Below are 16,631 nucleotides of genomic sequence, written 5' to 3'. Positions count from 1 at the left end.
GGCGGTGGTCCGGCGGAACGGGAGGGGCTTCATGGCCTTCTCGGCCGGTGCCACCGACTCCACATCGCGGGAGGCCGTGGGGGGAGGCGGTCCATGCCCCTCGCCCCGCCTTCCCCGCAGGAGCGACTGGTAGCGTCGGGCCGCGTGAACGACACCGTATACGTGGGCAACGCGGGCAAGGACGCGGCTCTGGACCGGGGTTGGCTCCTCGGACACTTCAAGGACGCCGGCGACCCACGCCACAGCGAGGACGTCGAGATCAAATGGGGCGTCCATCCTCGTGGCGACGAGCGGGCGCGGTGGGTGCACGGCGAGAAACGCACAGCCCTCCTGGTTCTCATCAGCGGCCGTTTCCGGGTCGAGTTCCCCGGCCGCAGCGTTCTTCTGGAGGAACAGGGTGACTACGTCGTGTGGGGGCACGGGGTCGACCACTCGTGGTTCGCGGAGGACGATTCGGTGCTGCTGACCGTCCGATGGCCGTCCGTGCCCGGTTACGCGGTCCCGGTGGAGGAGCAGTTCGGGCCGCAGGGCCGACAGCGGCCCGGACTGTGACGGACCGCGGGCCACGGGCCACGGGCCACGGGCCACGGGCCACGGGCCACGGGTCACGGGTCACGGGTCACGGAGAAAGCCGCATCCGGTCACGGCGTCCGGTGCTCACCGGGCAGACAGCGTCTTCGAGGTGGCGGGAACCGGTCTGGGACCGGCGAACCAGGCGCGGGACAGCCCTCAGGGCTCGTCCGACGGATCATGGACCGGGCCAGGGCCGGACCGAGGTCAGGGCCGGCCGGCGCCCTGATTCGTGTTGACCGCTCCCGGCAGGCAGTGCTGGAGTCGGCACGTGGACAGCATCCCCGCCAACCGGCGTCTCTGGAACAAGATCAGCAAGACCTACCAGCACGAACACGACCCGCAGATAGGCGCCGCGCCCCGGCTGTGGGGCATGTACTCCATCCCCGACGCGCACCTGCGCGCCCTGGGCGACGTCACCGGCAAGCGCGTCCTCGAACTCGGCTGCGGCGCCGGCCAGTGGTCCAGGGCGCTCGCCGCCGAGGGCGCCGCCGTGGTCGGGCTCGACCTGTCCGAAGCCCAGCTCACGGCAGCAGCCCGCGCGAGGGGAGCGGCCCGCTACCCGCTGGTGCAAGGCGCCGCCGAGCAACTGCCCTTCGCCACCGGCAGCTTCGACCTGGTGTTCTGCGACTTCGGCGGGCTCAGCTGGGCGCCCCCGCACCTGGCCGTCCCGCAGGCCGCACGCGTCCTGCGCCGAGGCGGGCGCCTGGTGTTCAACGTCGCCAGCCCGTGGTTCGAAGCCTGTTACGACGAAGCCGCCGGCCGCGTGACCACGTCGCTGCAGAAGGACTACTTCGGGCTGGACTCCATCGCCGAAGGCGACGGCGCGACCAGCTACCAGCTCACCTACGGCGACTGGGTCAAGGTCCTGTGCAGCGCGGGCCTCGTCATCGACGACCTCATCGAGCCGCGGCCTGAACGCGGAACACCCAACGGCTACAACGAAACCGACCCGCCTGACTGGGCGCACCGCTGGCCGGCGGAACTGCTCTGGGTGACTCACAAGCCGTAGGTTCCGCCGCGCCGAGACGTGAAGGCGTCCTCTCGCCGGAGTGCGGCCTCGGACACCGGGGTCACGGGGTTCTGCCCCCGGATCCCGGACACGGGTTACGCGGCCGGCGCCGGCGTGGTCGGCTCCGGTGCAAAGGCCGTCCCGTAGGCGATCGGGCCGCGGTGTCCGAGGCGGGAGTGACGGCGTCTTGCGGTAGCGGTTCAGCCGGTGGAGCGCGTCGGGTCGACGCGGCCACATCCCGCGCCCGCGCTCCGGTGACGGACCGAACCTTCCTCCGCCGGAACGCTGTTGGAACCTCGGCATCAGCATCGATGTCAGTGGCTCCTCGTAACGTCTGTGGCATGACGCGCACCGCACACACCTTCGCCTACGCAGGGTCCTCCGTGTTGACGGGCTCCGGCGCCGGCCGCAGCCTCGGCCTGGAGACCGCGGGCGGCTTGTCCCCGGCCGGTGCCGAGGTCCACCCGCGCTTCTTCGCCGGCTTCCTGAGCGAGCCCCGGGCCGCCGCGCGCGGCCTGCTGGCCGTCGCCGACGTGGCCGCCTCACACTACTTCCGGCAGGTCCGACGGGCGTCCCTCGACCCCGTGGTCACGGCCAACGGCGACAGGTTGCGCTTCGAGTCCTTCTCCGGATGCTGCGGGGTCCACGCCCGCCTGGACGTCCTGCCCGAAGGCCTCCGCGGGGCCGACACCGGCCACGGCACCACCAACGTCGATGTCAACAACCCGCTGCGCGACGCGCTGTCGCGGCTCACCGACGGCGACCCGCTGCATCTGCGGATCGGCCCCGACGAACTCGCGGTGACCACCCTCGACGGGCCGGTCGTCGAGAAGAAGGTGCCACTGCCCGAGCGCTGGCTGCGCGGCTTCGCCGAATCCCAGGCCATCACCACCGGCTTCGACCTCCGTGCGGAGCTGGCCTCCACCGAAGCCGTCCGGTTCCTGCGCTCCCTCCCGCGCGGCACCGCCGCCGGCAGCGGCCCGCTGTGGGTGGTCCCCGCGGGCCGGACCCTGCGTCCCACCACCCGTCCGGTACCAGGAGCGGTGTGCCTGCCCGGCCCCGAACGCCTCGCCGCCTTCCAGCGCGTACTGCGCCAGGCCACCGCCCTGCGTGTGTACGGGCCCGTACCCGACGGCGCCGTGCCCACCGCCTCCGCCTGGGAGATCGCCCTGCCCGGCATGAGGCTCACCCTCACCCTGTCCCCGGAAGCCGGCCGCGGGTTCTCCGGTGAGGGGAGCGTGCTGGAGGCCCTCGCCATGGACACGGCGGCAGCGGACGCCGACCTGGTGTCCGTCCTGCTCGCCTGGGAACCGCGTATCGACCCCTTCGACCTTGCCGAGCAGTCGGGCCTCCCCGTCGAGCGGGTCCGGGCCGCCCTCGCCCGCCTGGGCACGGCCGGCCAGGTCGGATACGACCTCGCCGAGGCCGCGTACTTCCACCGCGAACTGCCCTACGACGCCCGGCGCGCCGAGCGCCACAACCCACGGCTCACAGCCGCCCGTGCCCTGCTGGCGGAAGGCGCCGTCGCCTTCGACGGCCCGGCCACCGCGCAGGTGGCCTCCGGCGAACGCCGTTACCTGGTCCGGGAGTCCGGCGGCGCCCTCAGCTGCACCTGCCAGTGGTGGGCCGACCACCGCGGCCGCCGCGGCCCCTGCAAACACACCCTGGCCACCCGCATGGCCCGCCGCGCCGCCGCGGCCACCACCGCCACCGGAGACGCACGATGACCAGCCCGCTCGACGTCCTCACCGCCGTCCGCGCCGGAGACACCGGCCGGCTGCCCGCCCTGCTGGCGCCGCTGGACCGTGGCCTGCGGCGTGATCTGCTGGCCGGGCTGAAAAAGCTGCGCGCCGAACTTCGGGCCTCCGGCTGGGACCGCTGGGAGGAGCGCGACCTGGTGAGCCCCGCCCTGCTCGTCGCCGGCGCCGCCTGCCAGACCGGCGCGGCCGCGGCGGCCTCCTGGATAGGAGGCCGCGACATGCGCCGCCGGCGGCAGCCCCCCGTCCGCGAGCTCATCGAGGTACTCGCGGACCGTGCCCCCCGGTGGCTCGGCGACCTCGCCCACCGGCTCGCGGACCGCCCCTCCACCTCCGAGGAGGACTACCCGCTCATCCTCGGACTTGTCCGACGGACCGGCTGCCCCATGCCCACCAGCGACGGCTGTGTCGAAGGCTGGGCGACGGCCGCATGGTCCGGACGGGGCAAGCTCATCGACGTGCTGCGCCGCGACCCGCACCTCACCGCGTTCGTCCCCCGCCTGTTCGAGACGCCTGAACCGGTCACCACCCTTACCTGGCCCAGCGAGCCGGACGGGCACCGTCACTGGCCCGGCGCGCTGGCCGGCCTCGCCGCCGAGGGCCTGCTCGACCGCGCCGCGCTCCTCGACGCCTGCACCGCCCGCCTGCTGCGCGGCGGCGCGGCCCTCCATCTGAAGCCGTACCGGTCCGTCCTGGAAGCCCTGCGCCCGACCGCGGAGGAGGAGCGGGAGCGGACCGCCGACTGGATCGCGCTCACCTCCGACGCGCCGTCCCCCGTCGCCGGGCACGCACAGCAGGTGCTGGCCCGCCTCGCCGAAGCCGGCCACGTCTCCCCCGCACGGCTGGCGGAGATGTCCGCCGCCGTGTTCTTCCGCCCCGAGAAGAAACTCCTGCGGGCCCAGTTGGTGCTGCTCGGCAGGGTGCTCGCCCGTGACCCGGCCGCCGCGCCCGAACTGCTGCCGGTGCTCGGCGAAGCCTTCGGCCACACGGACACCGATGTCCAGGAGCGGGCCCTGAAACTGGCCGCCGCACACCTCGGTGACGACGGGGCCCTGCGCGCCGGGCTCGCCGGCCGCGCCCGCCTGCTCAGCCCCGTACACCGCGCGCGGGCCGTGGCCCTCTTCGGCACGGACGCGGTCCCCGGGGAGGACACCGGCCCGTACCGGGAGATCCTGCCGCCGCCCCCGCTGCCCGCACCGCTCGCTCCGTCCCCGGAGTCGGTCGAGGAGACCGTGGTGCTCGTCGCGGCCGTCATCAACTCCCGCACCGAGCCCGTCGAGGAGTTCGAACGCGCCCTTGACGCCTTGGTCCGCCACGCCCACCGGGACCGGGCCGCCCTGGCGGCGGCTCTGCGGCCCGCCCTGGCGGACCGCTACTGGCTCGACCCGGCACGCCGCCGCCACTACACCCACGAGCTGCCGGGCCTGGAGCATGTGGCCGCCGCCGTCCTGGATGCCCGGCCGTCCGGGCCGAGGCCGCAGGCGCTGGTCAGCTGGCGCAGCGACTGCCATCACAGCGACGCCTTCGCCGCCCGCCACGCCCGGGTGGCCGAGGCCGCCTGCGCCATCACCGCCAGTACCGGCCCGCTCCCCTTCCTGCTCGCCACCCCCACCTTCACCAACGGGACCCTGGACCCGCATGCCCTTGTCGCCCGGCTCGCCGAATACGCCCGTCTCGGTGCCGTCCCCGGCCCGGTCGACTTCGCGCAGGCTCTGCTCCGGGTCCGCCGCGACACGTCCGCCCTGCCGCAAGCGGACGCCCTGGGCACGCCGGAGGGCCGGCGGCTGGCTGCCTGGCTCGGCGGGGCCGGACGGCCCGCGACCGTCACCCGCCGCACCTCTCCGGCCGGCCGCCACCGCCACGGCGGCGACCCCGGCCGCCATGTCCTCGACACCGGCGAACGCGCCGTAGTCGTGGAAGAGTTCCCCGCCGCGTTCCGTGAGCTCGGAAAGGCGCGGAAGGCGGCCGGCCGCTGCTGGGACGGAGAGGACCCCGAGACCCTGATCGCACTGCTGCCCGAGGACCGCGACACCCTGGCCGCCTGGTCGCTGCCGGGCGTCACCTCCTGCGCCCTCGACGACGAGCGCGGTGGCACCGGCATCCTGCCCGGACTCGCCTCCTCGGGCCCCGCCGGGCCTGCCGGACCCGCTCTCCACCTCGCGGTAGCCACCGGTCTCGGCTCCCGGCACGCCGAGGACCGGCTCCGGTCGGTCGACGCGCTGCTCGTCCTCGCGAGCCGCGGCGAGCTGGACCCCGTACGTCTTGGAGCGGACCTCGCCGGTCTGCTGGAGCTGGGCACGCTCAAGCCCGGCCGGCTCGCCGACGCACTGCGTACCGCAGCCGTGTCCGGTGCCTACGCCACGATCTGGGCCGTCCTTTCCGGAGCCCTGCCCGCCCTGTTCACCGGCTCCGCGGATCCGCGCGGTGCGGGGGAACTGCTGGAGACCGCCGCCGAGTGCGCCGAGAAGTCCCGGGCCGTGGCGGAGCCGCCCGCGGGACTCGACGCCACCGCGGCGCGCCCCGGCCGCTCCCGGCTGGTCGCCCAGGCGGCCCGTCTGCGTGATGCCCTGCACCGCAATCGAGAGGCGGCGGCCGTGACCGCGGGGTGAGGTGGGATGACCGGGCGGGGAGTGTGCGGGCGGGCCGGCCCCTGCTCCGGTCCGCGGCCCCGCGCGTGGGGCGCCCGGGCCGGTCACGAGCCGCAGCAGCCGCCCGCCGGGGCCTGTCCGGCAGCATCCCCGACCGCTGCGGGGGCGGCGAGCCGGACGGACTGCGGCGCGGGGGCGCAGCAGCCGCCGCCGTCGGCCTCCTGGGTACCGGGGGCGTCGAACAGGCCGGCGCCGCCGCAGACACCGGTCTCGGGGAGGGTGAGTTCCACGCGGTCGGCGGATTCGAGGTCGCCGGCGATCGCGGCGGCGACGGAACGGACCTGCTCGTAGCCGGTCATCGCCAGGAAGGTCGGGGCGCGGCCGTAGGACTTCGTCCCGACCAGGTAGAAGCCGGGCTCGGGGTGGGAGAGTTCGCGGTGGCCGTGGGGGTAAACGGTGCCGCAGGAGTGCTGGTTGGGGTCGATCAGGGGGGCCAGTGCGACGGGCGCCTGGAGGCGTTCGTCGAGGCCCAGGCGCAGTTCGCCGAGGAAGGACAGGTCGGGGCGGAAGCCGGTCAGGACGACCACCTCGTCGGCTGCCTCCAGGCGGCGCCCGTCCTCACCGACCAGGACCGGGCGGCCGTCGGCGTCGCGGTCGATCGCCTCGGTACGGAAACCGGTGACCGCGTCCGCGTGACCGTTCTCGACGGCGGCCTTCGCTGCCAGGCCCAGGGCGCCGCGTGCGGGGAGCTGATCGGCTTCGCCGCCGCCGAAGGTGGAACCGACGATGCCCCGGCGCAGGATCCACAGCGTCTTCGTCCCCGCGCCGTCGTCGGCCCTGGCGAGGCCGGCCAGGGAGGCGAGGGCGGTGAAGGCGGAGGCGCCGGAGCCGATGACGGCGGTGCGCTTGCCTGCGTACCGGGCGCGGACGGCGGGGTCCTTCAGGTCCGGGACACGGTAGGTGATCTTCCCGGCGGCGGCCTTCTCGCCGAGGGCGGGCAGTCCGTCGCCGCCGGCCGGGGACGGTGTGGCCCAGGTGCCGGAGGCGTCGATGACGGCGCGGGCGGGGCTCCGTTCCTCATGTCCGTCGGCGTGGACGATGTGCACGACGAAGGGCTGCTGTTCGCGGCCGGCGTCGACGACCCGGTCCCGGCCGGCGCGTGAGACGCCGGTGACGGTGGCTCCGAAGCGGATACGGTCGCCGAGGGCGTCGGCCAGCGGTTGCAGGTAGAGCTCGCTCCAGTCACCGCCGGAGGGGTAGGCGGCCGGGTCGGGGGGTGTCCATCCGGTCGGGGTGAGGAGTTTCTCTGCGGCCGGGTCGACGACCTCGTTCCAGGTGGAGAACAGGCGTACATGTGCCCAGTCGCGTACCGCGGTGCCGGCGGTGGGTCCGGCTTCCAGGACCAGGGGCTCGATGCCCCGGTCGAGCAGGTGGGCCGCGGCGGCCAGGCCGATGGGGCCGGCCCCGATCACGACGACGGGCAGCTCGGTGGTGGCGGGCGCGTTCACGACGGCTCCTCATGTGTTTCGACATCTGTCGATGGGGTGTGTGGTCCAGCATCACACTTGCATTGACGAGCGTCAACATAGACATCTATCGAAACTGAAGGGCGCACAAACAGAGGGAGTACGCCGGCATCGCGGGACCGAGGACGGCCGGACCGGGCCCGCCCCACCCGCGTTCCGCCACACCGGGAGCGACGGCAGCCGCCGGTGCGGGTGGCGCCCCTCCGACCGCTCCTCGCACCCTCGGCCGGCCTCCCCACACTGGATCGACATGTGTCAACATAGATGCATGTCGAACGCGAAGGCGCTGCCGCCGCTCGAATCCGCCGGCACCCGGGGGGCGGTTCCGTGCTGCCCGCCACTGACCGAGCGTCCGATGACCGCCGAGGAGGCCGGGAGCGCCGCGCGGATGTTCAAGGCGCTCGGTGATCCGGTGCGCCTGCGGCTGTTCTCCGCCGTGGCCTCGCACGAGGGCGGGGAGGCGTGCGTGTGCGACATCTCCGATGTCGGTGTCTCCCAGCCGACCGTCTCCCATCACCTGAAGAAGCTGAAGGAGGCCGGGCTGCTGACTTCCGAACGGCGCGGCACCTGGGTGTACTACCGGGTCGAGCCGTCGGTGCTCGCCGCGATGGGCAGCCTGCTGGGTCCGCCCTCCGTGGCCTGAGGACCGTGAGGGAGCGGGGTGAGCGGCGAGCCCTCGGCGCGGACGGGACAGGACCGGCCCGGGGCGGGACCTCGCGAGCAGGGCCTCGGGCCGGGACGTGTACGCGGGTACGGACGGGCACTCCGTCCACGCCCGCCCCATGGCCCGCGACCGCGGGACCGCGGCCACACCGCTCGACCACCCGCCGGCCCCCCGGAGCGGCGGCGGCCCGGCCGTTCCGTCCACTCAGGGGTCTCCCCCGGGAACACCGCCGGCTCCCCCTCCCGCCAGTCCACCCGCTCCCGCGCCACCGGCACGCGAAGGCGCGCCGGCCGCCCTCGCGGCCGCCCGGTGCGATGACGTCCTCGCCGGGCGCCGCGGCCCCGCCGCCCGGCCCGCGGAAGAAGGGCGGCCCCGCAGGAGAAAAGGCGGCCCCGCCGCCGGACGTCCGACCCGGTCAGGGACGGGCCGGGGCGTCCTCGGGCAGGCGGGCACGCAGCGTGGCTGCGAAGTCCTCGGCGCGGGAGAGCTGAACACGCAGCTTCTCCACCTGCTCCGCCGCGCTCCGCTCGTATGCGCGCACACGTTCCAGCAGGGCTTCACGCTCCCCGGCGTCCAGCTCCGTGTGGCCGTCGAGGCGGTCGGTGACGTCCAGCAGGTCGCGCATCTGGTCCAGGGTGAAGCCGAGCGGTTTCATCCGGCGGATGACCATGAGGCGCGCGACGTCGTTCTCGGTGTAGAGGCGGAAGCCGCCCTGGGAACGGGCGGAGGGGATGACGAGGCCGGCCTCCTCGTAGTGCCGGATGGTGCGCAGGGACAGCTCCGTCCGCGCGGCGACCTCGCCGATCTGCATGTGCTTGTCGTCCACGCCCGTGCTCCTGGCCCTTCTCGTCATGGTGGGCCGTGTACCGCACGGCCCCACCGACCTCTACCCTAACGTTAGGGTAGAGTCTATGGCGGCGAGTGCGGCCCGGCCGTCTTGCCCCCGCCGTTCCGGGGACGATGGCGATCCCGGCGAAGACCCCGATTCTTGCAGGAGAGAAGCGTGCGCGAGCCCATGACGCCGATCGCCGCCGCCTGCCCGCCGTGACCCTTCGCCCCTGGACGTGAGCTGCCCGGCCCGCGCGCCCGCGCCTCCGTCCCGTGTTCCTCCCCTTTCCGGCTTCCGGCCCGCCCCGCGGGCCGCCCGCGGGGTGCCGGCCCGGCTCTCGCGCGTCCTTCCCGCACGCCCCGGTCCACCGGTGGGCTGTGCCTGAGCACGACAGGTACACATCTCCTTGTCCTCTACCGCTGTGACTCCCTCCGCGCGCCTGCGCGGCCTGCGCCCCGACTGGCTGAACGACCCCAAGGTCTGGCGCACCGAGATCCTGGCAGGCCTGGTCGTGGCCCTGGCTCTGGTCCCGGAGGCCATCTCGTTCTCGATCATCGTCGGTGTCGACCCGGCGATCGGCCTGTTCGCCTCCTTCACCATGGCCGTCACCATCTCGGTCGTCGGCGGCCGCCGCGCGATGATCTCCGCCGCCACCGGCGCGGTCGCGCTCGTCATCGCGCCCGTGAACCGTGAACACGGCCTGGGCTATCTGATCGCGACCGTCATCCTGGCCGGCGTCTTCCAGGTGATCCTCGGCGCGGTGGGCGTGGCCAAGCTGCTGCGGTTCGTACCCCGCTCGGTGATGACCGGCTTCGTCAACGCCCTCGCCATCATGGTCTTCATGGCACAGGTACCGGAGATGCACGACGTGCCCTGGCCGGTCTACCCGCTGCTCGCCGGCGGCCTGGCGCTGATGGTGTTCTTCCCGAAGATCACCAGGGTGGTCCCGGCCCCCCTGGTCTCCATCGTCGTCCTGACCGTGATCACGGTCGCCGCCGGGATCGCCGTGCCCACCGTCGGCGACAAGGGCGAACTGCCCTCCTCCCTGCCGGTGCCCGGCCTGCCCGACGTGCCCTTCACCCTGGACACGCTGACGACGATCGCCCCCTACGCGCTCGCGATGGCGCTGGTCGGCCTGATGGAGTCGCTGATGACCGCCAAGCTGGTCGACGACATCACCGACACCCGCTCCTCCAAGACCCGCGAGTCCATCGGGCAGGGAGTGGCGAACATCGTCACCGGCTTCTTCGGCGGCATGGGCGGCTGCGCCGTGATCGGACAGACGATGATCAACGTGAAGGTCTCCGGCGCCCGCACCCGCCTCTCCACGTTCCTCGCCGGCGCCTTCCTGATGGTGCTGTGCGTCGTCTTCGGTCCCGTGGTCTCCGACATCCCCATGGCCGCCCTGGTCGCCGTCATGGTCATGGTCGCCTTCGGGACCTTCGACTGGCACTCCGTCGCCCCGAAGACGCTCCGGCGGATGCCCGCGGGAGAGACCACCGTCATGGCCGTCACCGTGGTCACCGTGATCGCCACCGAGAACCTCGCCATCGGCGTCGTCGTGGGAACCGTCACCGCCATGGTCATCTTCGCCAGGCGCGTCGCCCACCTCGCCGACGTCACCGCCGTCACCGACCCCGACGGCACCACGGCCGTCTACTCCGTGACCGGCGAGCTGTTCTTCGCCTCCTCCAACGACCTCGTCGGCCGGTTCGACTACGCGGGCGACCCGGACAGGATCGTCATCGACCTGTCGGCCGCGCATGTCTGGGACGCCTCCTCCGTCGCGGCTCTGGACGCCATCGGGACGAAGTACGCCCAGCGGGGCAAGACCGTCGAGATCACCGGTCTGAACGCCCCCAGCGCCCGGCTGCACGGCAGACTCAGCGGCGGACTCACAGCCGGGCACTGACCCCCGGTGCCCCTGCCGGGCCGGTGCCCGCCTGCTGAGGCGGGCGCCGGCCCCGCCGCGTCCGCATGCCGCGTCACGGAGCCGTCGCCACCGCACCGGCGGTGAACTTCCTCCGCCAGGCGAGCGCGACGTGTACCAGACCGATCAGCACCGGGACTTCGATGAGGGGCCCGACGACACCGGACAGCGCCTGGCCGGAGGTGACGCCGAAGGTAGCGATCGCGACCGCGATGGCCAGTTCGAAGTTGTTGCCCGCCGCGGTGAAGGCGAGGGTCGCCGTACGGTCGTAGGCCAGCCCCAGGCCCTTGCCCAGGAGGAACGTACCGAAGAACATGATCGCGAAGTACGCCAGCAGCGGCAGCGCGATCCGGGCGACATCCAGAGGCCGGGAGGTGATGGCCTTCCCCTGCAGGGCGAAGAGGACGACGATCGTGAACAGCAGCCCGTACAGGGCCCACGGGCCGATCTTCGGCAGGAACTTCACCTCGTAGCTCTCGCGGCCCGTCCTCCGTTCGCCGATACGGCGGGTGAGGAAGCCGGCCAGCAGCGGGACGCCGAGGAAGACGGCGACGTTCAGGGCGATGTGCCCGACGGGGACGTCCAGGCCCTGGCCGTCGCCGAGGTTCATCCAGCGCGGCAGCAGGTCGAGGTAGAACCAGCCCAGCAGGCCGAACGCCAGGACCTGGAACACCGAGTTCAGGGCGACGAGGACAGCGGCGGCCTCACGGTCGCCGCAGGCGAGGTCGTTCCAGATGATGACCATGGCGATGCAGCGGGCCAGGCCGACGATGATCAGTCCGGTGCGGTACTCGGGCAGGTCCGGCAGGAAGATCCACGCCAGGGCGAACATGACCGCCGGGCCGGCGATCCAGTTGACGATCAGCGAGGAGGCCATCAGCTTCTTGTCGCCGGTCACGCGGTCGAGCCTGTCGTAGCGGACCTTCGCCAGCACCGGGTACATCATCACCAGCAGGCCGAGCGCGATCGGCAGGGAGATCCCCCCGACCTCGATCTTCGCGAGGGCATCGTTCATGCCCGGGACCAGGCGGCCCAGGCCCAGGCCGACGGCCATGGCGAGCAGGATCCACACCGCGAGGTAGCGGTCGAGGGTGGACAGCTTCCTGACGATCGAGCCGTCCCGGGCGGCCGTGGCGGCGGCGGTGGGATCGACGGAGGTCACGGACAGGCCCTCTTGTTCCCGGCAGCGGTGCGGGCGGAGGCCGCCAGCGCGGCGAACTGCCCGGACAGGCCGGCCAGGACCTCGGGCTTGAGCCGGTAGTAGGTGAAACGGCCGCACGGCTCGGTCTCCACCACACCGGCCTCGCGCAGCACCTTCATGTGGTTGGACAGGTTGGTCTGCTTGGCTCCGGTCTCCTCGACCAGGTGCGTCGTGCAGAGCGTCTCGCGCGCCAGCAGGGTCACGATCTTCAGGCGGAGCGGATCGCCCAGCACCCGGATCACATCAGGATCGACTGAAGTCAGCATGTGCTGATACTTTCACATCACCAACCGCTGACACCAGCGCGAGCTGAAGACACCGGCGGCCGGATTCCGCCGTGCGACGAAGGAGAACGACCACCATGGCCGACAAGCCGTCCGTCCTGTTCGTCTGCGTCCACAACGCCGGCCGCTCCCAGATGGCCGCCGCATGGCTGACACACCTGGCCGAAGGCCGCGTTGAGGTCCGCTCCGCCGGCTCCGACCCGGGCGCCGAGGTCAACCCGGCCGCCGTCGAGGCCATGGCAGAGGCGGGCATCGACATCTCCCAGGAGACGCCGAAGATCCTCACCGCCGACGCGGTCCGCGAGTCGGACATCTGCGTCACCATGGGCTGCGGCGACACCTGTCCCGTCTTCCCCGGCAAGCGCTACCTGGACTGGGCACTGGAAGACCCGGCCGGCCAGGGCATCGAGGCCGTCCGCCCCATCCGCGACCGGATCAGAAACCTCGTCGAAGACCTGCTCTCCGAGATCACCGGGGCAGAGCAGTAGGCGAGGCCGGGGGCGGTGGCCCTCTCGCAGGACCGCGGAGAACACAACCGGGCGGGGAAGCCCGCCTCACCGGCATCGAGCACCCCGAGTCCGGTGGAGCGGCGGTCAGGTGCCGAGCAGCCGGCGGGCCCCGGCGTACGAGCCGGGGCATGGCAGCGGTCACCGGATCCGCCGCCTCCGGTGATCAGCGGGGCCGGCGTTCGGTGAGTGCCTTGCGTGCCGTCTTCGTGCGGATCGCGCGGTAGTAGAGCGACTTGGCGTACGAGTACCGCCACGGGAGTGCCTCCGTGAAGCCGTCGACCTGGCGGAACTGCTCTCCGGCCGCCCTGTAACGGCCTTGCCGGTACAGGAAGTACGCCAGCAGGTGGCGTACTTCCGGGAGTCTCGGATGGCCCGGGTCGGCGAGCGCCACATCGGCGAGCGCCGCGTCGACCAGCGCGTGTACCCGCGCGCTGCGAAATCCGAAATCCCCCAGCTCGTCGGCGTGGTTCTCGTACCAGGCCATCACCGGCAGCACGGCCAGCAGGCTGCCCGGCGGTGCGTCGGCGGCCGCCTTCTCGGCGAATTCCCACGCGTGCCGTTTCGAACCGCGCCATTTCGCGGTCCAGTACTGGAGGGCACTGCTGTGCGCTTCGAAATGATGCGGTGCCCGGACCGTGATCTCGGACCACAGTGCGCGCATCTCCCGGTTGGGGTAGCCCAGTCCGAGCGCCCTCCAGATCTCCGCGACGAGCGGGGTGGGATCGTCGGGTCGCAGTGCCAGGGCCCGCGCGATGTCGTCCTGTGATGCCAGCAGCTCTCGGTGGAAACCCTCGAACTGGCGCCGTGACGTGCTGTGCGCACGTGCACGGCCTCGCAGTTTCCACGCGTGGAGGACCCTGGCGCGCGCCGCCACGAGTGCGGCGTCCGGATCATCGGGGCGGGCCGCCGCCCAGGCTCTGAGCCAACGGTCACTTCTCCTCGCGGCGAGGTATCCCAGCCGCTGGGCGTACAGGGAGCGGCGCTCCCAGTCCTGACCGGCGTCCTCGAAGAGCCGGGCGGCGGGCTCCCAGCGCCCCAGGGCGGCTGCCCTGTACGCGCGCCGCAACGCGGCGTCCGGGCCGGCGAGGCGGGGGTTCTGCCATCGCAGCGGCAGCAGACCGTACCCGAGCCAGTACCAGAGCAGCAGCAGGCAGGACAGGACAAGGAATCCCATAGCCGGGTGAATCCCCCCAAGGAGAGCGTCGCGACGCACGGAGTGGGGGGTGCGGACAGTATTCCCGTCGCGAGGGAGCAGCCGGTGCGCGGGGTGCCCTCCGGGCGGCACACGGTGAGGAGCCCGATGTCTCAGGGGAAGGGCGGCGGGGCTGCCCACGGGCGACGCCTCTGCTGCTCCGCATCGCGGGTGGTTCCGGGTCAGCCGGTCGCGAAGGTGGCCTCCACCGGGCTTCGGTCCGGCTGGGGCCGGGCGGCCCGGCAGGGTCCCGCACCCTCCGGACGGTCGTTCCGAGCGTGGCGTTTCCGTGGGCCGGAAGGGACAGGCCGTCGAGTGGCCTCCAGCTTGGGGGAGGTTCCCGCCTGCGCCGCCCGGGGAGCCGCGAGCGCGGCTCCCCGGTCCCGGGCACCCCCATCCCGGGCTCCCCATCCCGGACTCCCCCGTCCCGGGCTCCCCCGCTTCCGCTTCCGGTGCTGACAGCCAGAACGGCATGTCCGAGGGCCAGGCGGCGGAAGGTCACCGGGGAGTGCCTCCTCGGGCCCATGGGTCCTCCCGCCGCCAGGCACGCGGCAGGCGCAGCGCCGCGCCGTCGGCGTCCGCCTCCTGGCCGAGCAGGCGCATGGTCACGTCAAAGTCGTCGCCGGCGTACGGGAGCGCGCGCAGTGGCCGGTCCAGCGGGCGGAAGAAGTCGTCCCAGTGCGTGAGCACCACATAGCGGGCCCCGACCGCCCGCACGGTGTGGTGCCAGTACGCGCGGATGTAGGACTCGGGCCGCAGACCGAGCCCGCCGACGCCGAGGTAGGCGACCTCGCACCGCCGGCCGTCGAGGGCGTACGGGACGAAGCCGGCGCTGCCCTGCACGAGCGCGGTGCGTCCGGACGGCCGGTGACGGACCAGCAGCGACCAGGTTTCGCCGCACCGGTACGACGACGCACGCGCCTCACGCGCGACGGGAGCGCCGACGGTGCCCGGGTAGCGGTCGGGCGGGCAGTGCGCCGACGGTACGAACGTGAGGCCGTAGGGCCCTGCACTCCGGTCCTGGCCGGGCCCGACGGTCTCGATCCGCGCTTCGGGCAGACCGTGGCCCCGCGCGACGTTGGCGGCGGAGGCGCCGCCCAGCAGGACCGCGCCGGTGTGCTGGGCGACGGTCGCGCTGTCCAGGACGTGGTCGAAGTGTGTGTGGACGGGCACGACGGCCTCGATCCGGCTCGGGGCCGCCCGCTCCAGGCAGCGTGCGACGAGGCCGCGGTCGGGCCGGAGCCTGCGGGCGAGCACTGACAGCGGGCCCGGCCGGGTGAAGAAGCCGTCGGTCAGCAGCGCGGACCTGCCGTCGTCGAACAGCAGGGTGCTGACGCCGAGGAAGGTCACGGAGAGCGGTGCCTCGCCGGCTGCCTCGGGGACGTCGAACGCCTCGGCGTACTTCCTCAGGTCGGGACGCCCGGGCTTCAGGCGCGGGATGCTCCTCATGATGCTCCCCGGGAGGGTTCGGCGGTCCGGGAGGACCGGTGCGGCTGAGGGGTGTCACGTTCCGGCTGCCTCCGCGGGCCGGCCGGGGCACCCGGCGGGGCGTCATCGTCCGTGGCTCCTTCATCCGGCCGGTGCCGGGCGTACCGGTGTCCACCGTCTCCGGCCGGGCACGGCCCTTTCCGCGTCATGTCGCCCGTACGCGACCGGCCAGCCATCGCTTCACTTCGTGCCAGGCGGCCCGCTCCTCGGCCTCGGCGCCCCACCACCAGGTGAAGGGCGAGTCACCGGACGTCAGCTCCTCCCGCCACCGGTCGAGGCCGTCCGCCAGGTGGCGGCGGGCGGCGGGGCCCCGCTCCGTCTCCCAGCGGGCGAGCCACGGGGTGGCCGAGGAACTCGCGGTCACACAGGCCTCGAACACCGCACCCGCCGGAATCGGTGGCGTCTTCGTCCGCAGGGTCCATGTCCACCACGCGTCCAGGAAACCGGCCACCGCCCCCGCCTGCTCACGGGGCCATCGCGGCCAGTCCGCCGCGGCCGGTCCGCGGGCCATGAGGTCGCACTCGGCCTCGCCCTCGGCGAGTATCACGACGAGCTGCGGCAGGATCCTGCGGATGACCGCGGGGCGGTCGCTCCAGTGGAAGGGGTCTTTCCCCGCGGCCCGGCGGACGAGGTCAGCCGGGAGGGGAGCGTCAGGGGTCCGCAGCAGCGCGGCCTCGTCCTCATCGAAACAGCGGCCGCAGAGGGCTTCGGCCGTGCGGACGGTCATGCCGCCGAAGACGGTCGCGACCCTCCCCGTCGCAGCGGCGAGGGCGAAGGTGTACGGAGAGGTCATCGCGCGTCCCGTCGGAACTCCGGCGGGCCGCCCCGCCGAAGAGGGCGACGCTACCAGGCGGCTCCGGCCGCCGGAACAGGGCGGACGCCGGCTGACGCGGTACCGGGCCGCTTCTTCGGTACCGCGTCAGCCGGCCGTACGGCGGCCGCTTCGGGCCGATCCGGGAGAAGCGGCTCCGGGCCGCCCGGAACCCGGTGGATCCTCCGCCGTGGGCGAGGCGCAGCCCCCGGGGATCCGGGCAACCGGGGCGGGGGCCCGTCTGTACGTGCTCGTGTGGGCCTGGCGCGG

General features: G+C 73.2%; 14 protein-coding genes. 7 read left to right on the top strand and 7 right to left on the bottom strand.

Annotated features, from left to right (window positions below; all coding sequences use genetic code 11):
- Window positions 1-144: 144 nt before the first annotated feature.
- The 4 genes from CP967_RS32795 to CP967_RS32780 all read left to right on the top strand — a co-directional run bounded on the left by CP967_RS32795 (window position 145) and on the right by CP967_RS32780 (window position 5,948).
- Window positions 145-552 carry a cupin domain-containing protein gene (locus CP967_RS32795; RefSeq protein ID WP_150491450.1) on the top strand — a complete coding sequence of 136 codons (408 nt, stop codon included), beginning with the start codon at window positions 145-147 and terminating at the stop codon, window positions 550-552.
- 289 nt (window positions 553-841) lie between these two features.
- Window positions 842-1,582: a class I SAM-dependent methyltransferase gene (locus CP967_RS32790; RefSeq protein ID WP_150491449.1), complete on the top strand. Its 741-nt coding sequence runs from the start codon at window positions 842-844 to the stop codon at window positions 1,580-1,582.
- 341 nt (window positions 1,583-1,923) lie between these two features.
- Window positions 1,924-3,309 (top strand): SWIM zinc finger family protein, encoded by a 1,386-nt coding sequence (locus CP967_RS32785; RefSeq protein WP_150491448.1) that lies wholly within the window; start codon window positions 1,924-1,926, stop codon window positions 3,307-3,309.
- A complete protein-coding gene (locus CP967_RS32780; RefSeq protein WP_150491447.1) occupies window positions 3,306-5,948 on the top strand; it encodes a DUF7824 domain-containing protein in 2,643 nt (880 codons plus the stop codon). The genes CP967_RS32785 and CP967_RS32780 overlap by 4 nt, the downstream gene beginning before the upstream one ends.
- A gap of 83 nt (window positions 5,949-6,031) precedes the next feature.
- On the opposite strand, the gene CP967_RS32775 is transcribed toward CP967_RS32780, so the two are convergent.
- Window positions 6,032-7,435: an NAD(P)-binding domain-containing protein gene (locus CP967_RS32775; RefSeq protein ID WP_150491446.1), complete on the bottom strand. Its 1,404-nt coding sequence runs from the start codon at window positions 7,433-7,435 to the stop codon at window positions 6,032-6,034.
- A gap of 286 nt (window positions 7,436-7,721) precedes the next feature.
- Between CP967_RS32775 and CP967_RS32770 the strand changes: the two genes are divergently transcribed.
- Window positions 7,722-8,096, top strand: coding sequence for an ArsR/SmtB family transcription factor (locus tag CP967_RS32770; protein WP_150491445.1), 375 nt, complete (start codon window positions 7,722-7,724; stop codon window positions 8,094-8,096).
- 436 nt (window positions 8,097-8,532) lie between these two features.
- Here CP967_RS32770 and CP967_RS32765 read toward each other — a convergent pair whose 3' ends face one another.
- Complete coding sequence (locus CP967_RS32765; protein WP_190175130.1) at window positions 8,533-8,943, bottom strand: MerR family transcriptional regulator; 411 nt, start codon at window positions 8,941-8,943, stop codon at window positions 8,533-8,535.
- 409 nt (window positions 8,944-9,352) lie between these two features.
- On the opposite strand from CP967_RS32765, the gene CP967_RS32760 reads away from it, so the two are divergent.
- Window positions 9,353-10,858 carry a SulP family inorganic anion transporter gene (locus CP967_RS32760; protein WP_150491443.1) on the top strand — a complete coding sequence of 502 codons (1,506 nt, stop codon included), beginning with the start codon at window positions 9,353-9,355 and terminating at the stop codon, window positions 10,856-10,858.
- Window positions 10,859-10,931: 73 nt separating this feature from the next.
- Here CP967_RS32760 and arsB read toward each other — a convergent pair whose 3' ends face one another.
- Together arsB and CP967_RS32750 are read right to left on the bottom strand one after the other, a co-directional pair.
- Window positions 10,932-12,038, bottom strand: coding sequence for an ACR3 family arsenite efflux transporter (gene arsB, locus CP967_RS32755; RefSeq protein ID WP_150491442.1), 1,107 nt, complete (start codon window positions 12,036-12,038; stop codon window positions 10,932-10,934).
- Window positions 12,035-12,343 carry an ArsR/SmtB family transcription factor gene (locus tag CP967_RS32750; RefSeq protein ID WP_150491441.1) on the bottom strand — a complete coding sequence of 103 codons (309 nt, stop codon included), beginning with the start codon at window positions 12,341-12,343 and terminating at the stop codon, window positions 12,035-12,037. Before CP967_RS32750 ends, arsB begins: the two co-directional genes overlap by 4 nt.
- A 95-nt stretch (window positions 12,344-12,438) precedes the next feature.
- Between CP967_RS32750 and CP967_RS32745 the strand changes: the two genes are divergently transcribed.
- Window positions 12,439-12,849 carry an arsenate reductase ArsC gene (locus tag CP967_RS32745; RefSeq protein ID WP_150491440.1) on the top strand — a complete coding sequence of 137 codons (411 nt, stop codon included), beginning with the start codon at window positions 12,439-12,441 and terminating at the stop codon, window positions 12,847-12,849.
- Between the two features lie 184 nt (window positions 12,850-13,033).
- Here the strand turns inward: CP967_RS32745 and CP967_RS32740 are convergent, their stop codons facing one another.
- The 3 genes from CP967_RS32740 to CP967_RS32730 form a co-directional block, all read right to left on the bottom strand.
- Window positions 13,034-14,044 carry a hypothetical protein gene (locus CP967_RS32740; protein WP_150491439.1) on the bottom strand — a complete coding sequence of 337 codons (1,011 nt, stop codon included), beginning with the start codon at window positions 14,042-14,044 and terminating at the stop codon, window positions 13,034-13,036.
- A gap of 516 nt (window positions 14,045-14,560) precedes the next feature.
- Window positions 14,561-15,511 (bottom strand): MBL fold metallo-hydrolase, encoded by a 951-nt coding sequence (locus CP967_RS32735; protein ID WP_150491438.1) that lies wholly within the window; start codon window positions 15,509-15,511, stop codon window positions 14,561-14,563.
- A 184-nt stretch (window positions 15,512-15,695) separates the two neighbouring features.
- Window positions 15,696-16,343: a hypothetical protein gene (locus tag CP967_RS32730; RefSeq protein WP_150491437.1), complete on the bottom strand. Its 648-nt coding sequence runs from the start codon at window positions 16,341-16,343 to the stop codon at window positions 15,696-15,698.
- Window positions 16,344-16,631 lie beyond the last annotated feature (288 nt).

Origin of the sequence: Streptomyces nitrosporeus, assembly GCF_008704555.1 — a bacterium.
Lineage (GTDB): Bacteria > Actinomycetota > Actinomycetes > Streptomycetales > Streptomycetaceae > Streptomyces > Streptomyces nitrosporeus.
This window is presented reverse-complemented; position numbering and strand designations above follow the sequence as displayed.

What these genes read in the sequence shown, in the direction of transcription:
- CP967_RS32740 (WP_150491439.1), bottom strand. Translation starts at nt 14,044, where the DNA reads ATGGGATTCCTTGTCCTGTCCTGCCTGCTGCTGCTCTGGTACTGGCTC.
- CP967_RS32745 (WP_150491440.1), top strand. Translation starts at nt 12,439, where the DNA reads ATGGCCGACAAGCCGTCCGTCCTGTTCGTCTGCGTCCACAACGCCGGC.
- CP967_RS32785 (WP_150491448.1), top strand. Translation starts at nt 1,924, where the DNA reads ATGACGCGCACCGCACACACCTTCGCCTACGCAGGGTCCTCCGTGTTG.
- CP967_RS32730 (WP_150491437.1), bottom strand. Translation starts at nt 16,343, where the DNA reads ATGACCTCTCCGTACACCTTCGCCCTCGCCGCTGCGACGGGGAGGGTC.
- CP967_RS32735 (WP_150491438.1), bottom strand. Translation starts at nt 15,511, where the DNA reads ATGAGGAGCATCCCGCGCCTGAAGCCCGGGCGTCCCGACCTGAGGAAG.
- CP967_RS32750 (WP_150491441.1), bottom strand. Translation starts at nt 12,343, where the DNA reads ATGCTGACTTCAGTCGATCCTGATGTGATCCGGGTGCTGGGCGATCCG.
- CP967_RS32770 (WP_150491445.1), top strand. Translation starts at nt 7,722, where the DNA reads ATGTCGAACGCGAAGGCGCTGCCGCCGCTCGAATCCGCCGGCACCCGG.
- CP967_RS32780 (WP_150491447.1), top strand. Translation starts at nt 3,306, where the DNA reads ATGACCAGCCCGCTCGACGTCCTCACCGCCGTCCGCGCCGGAGACACC.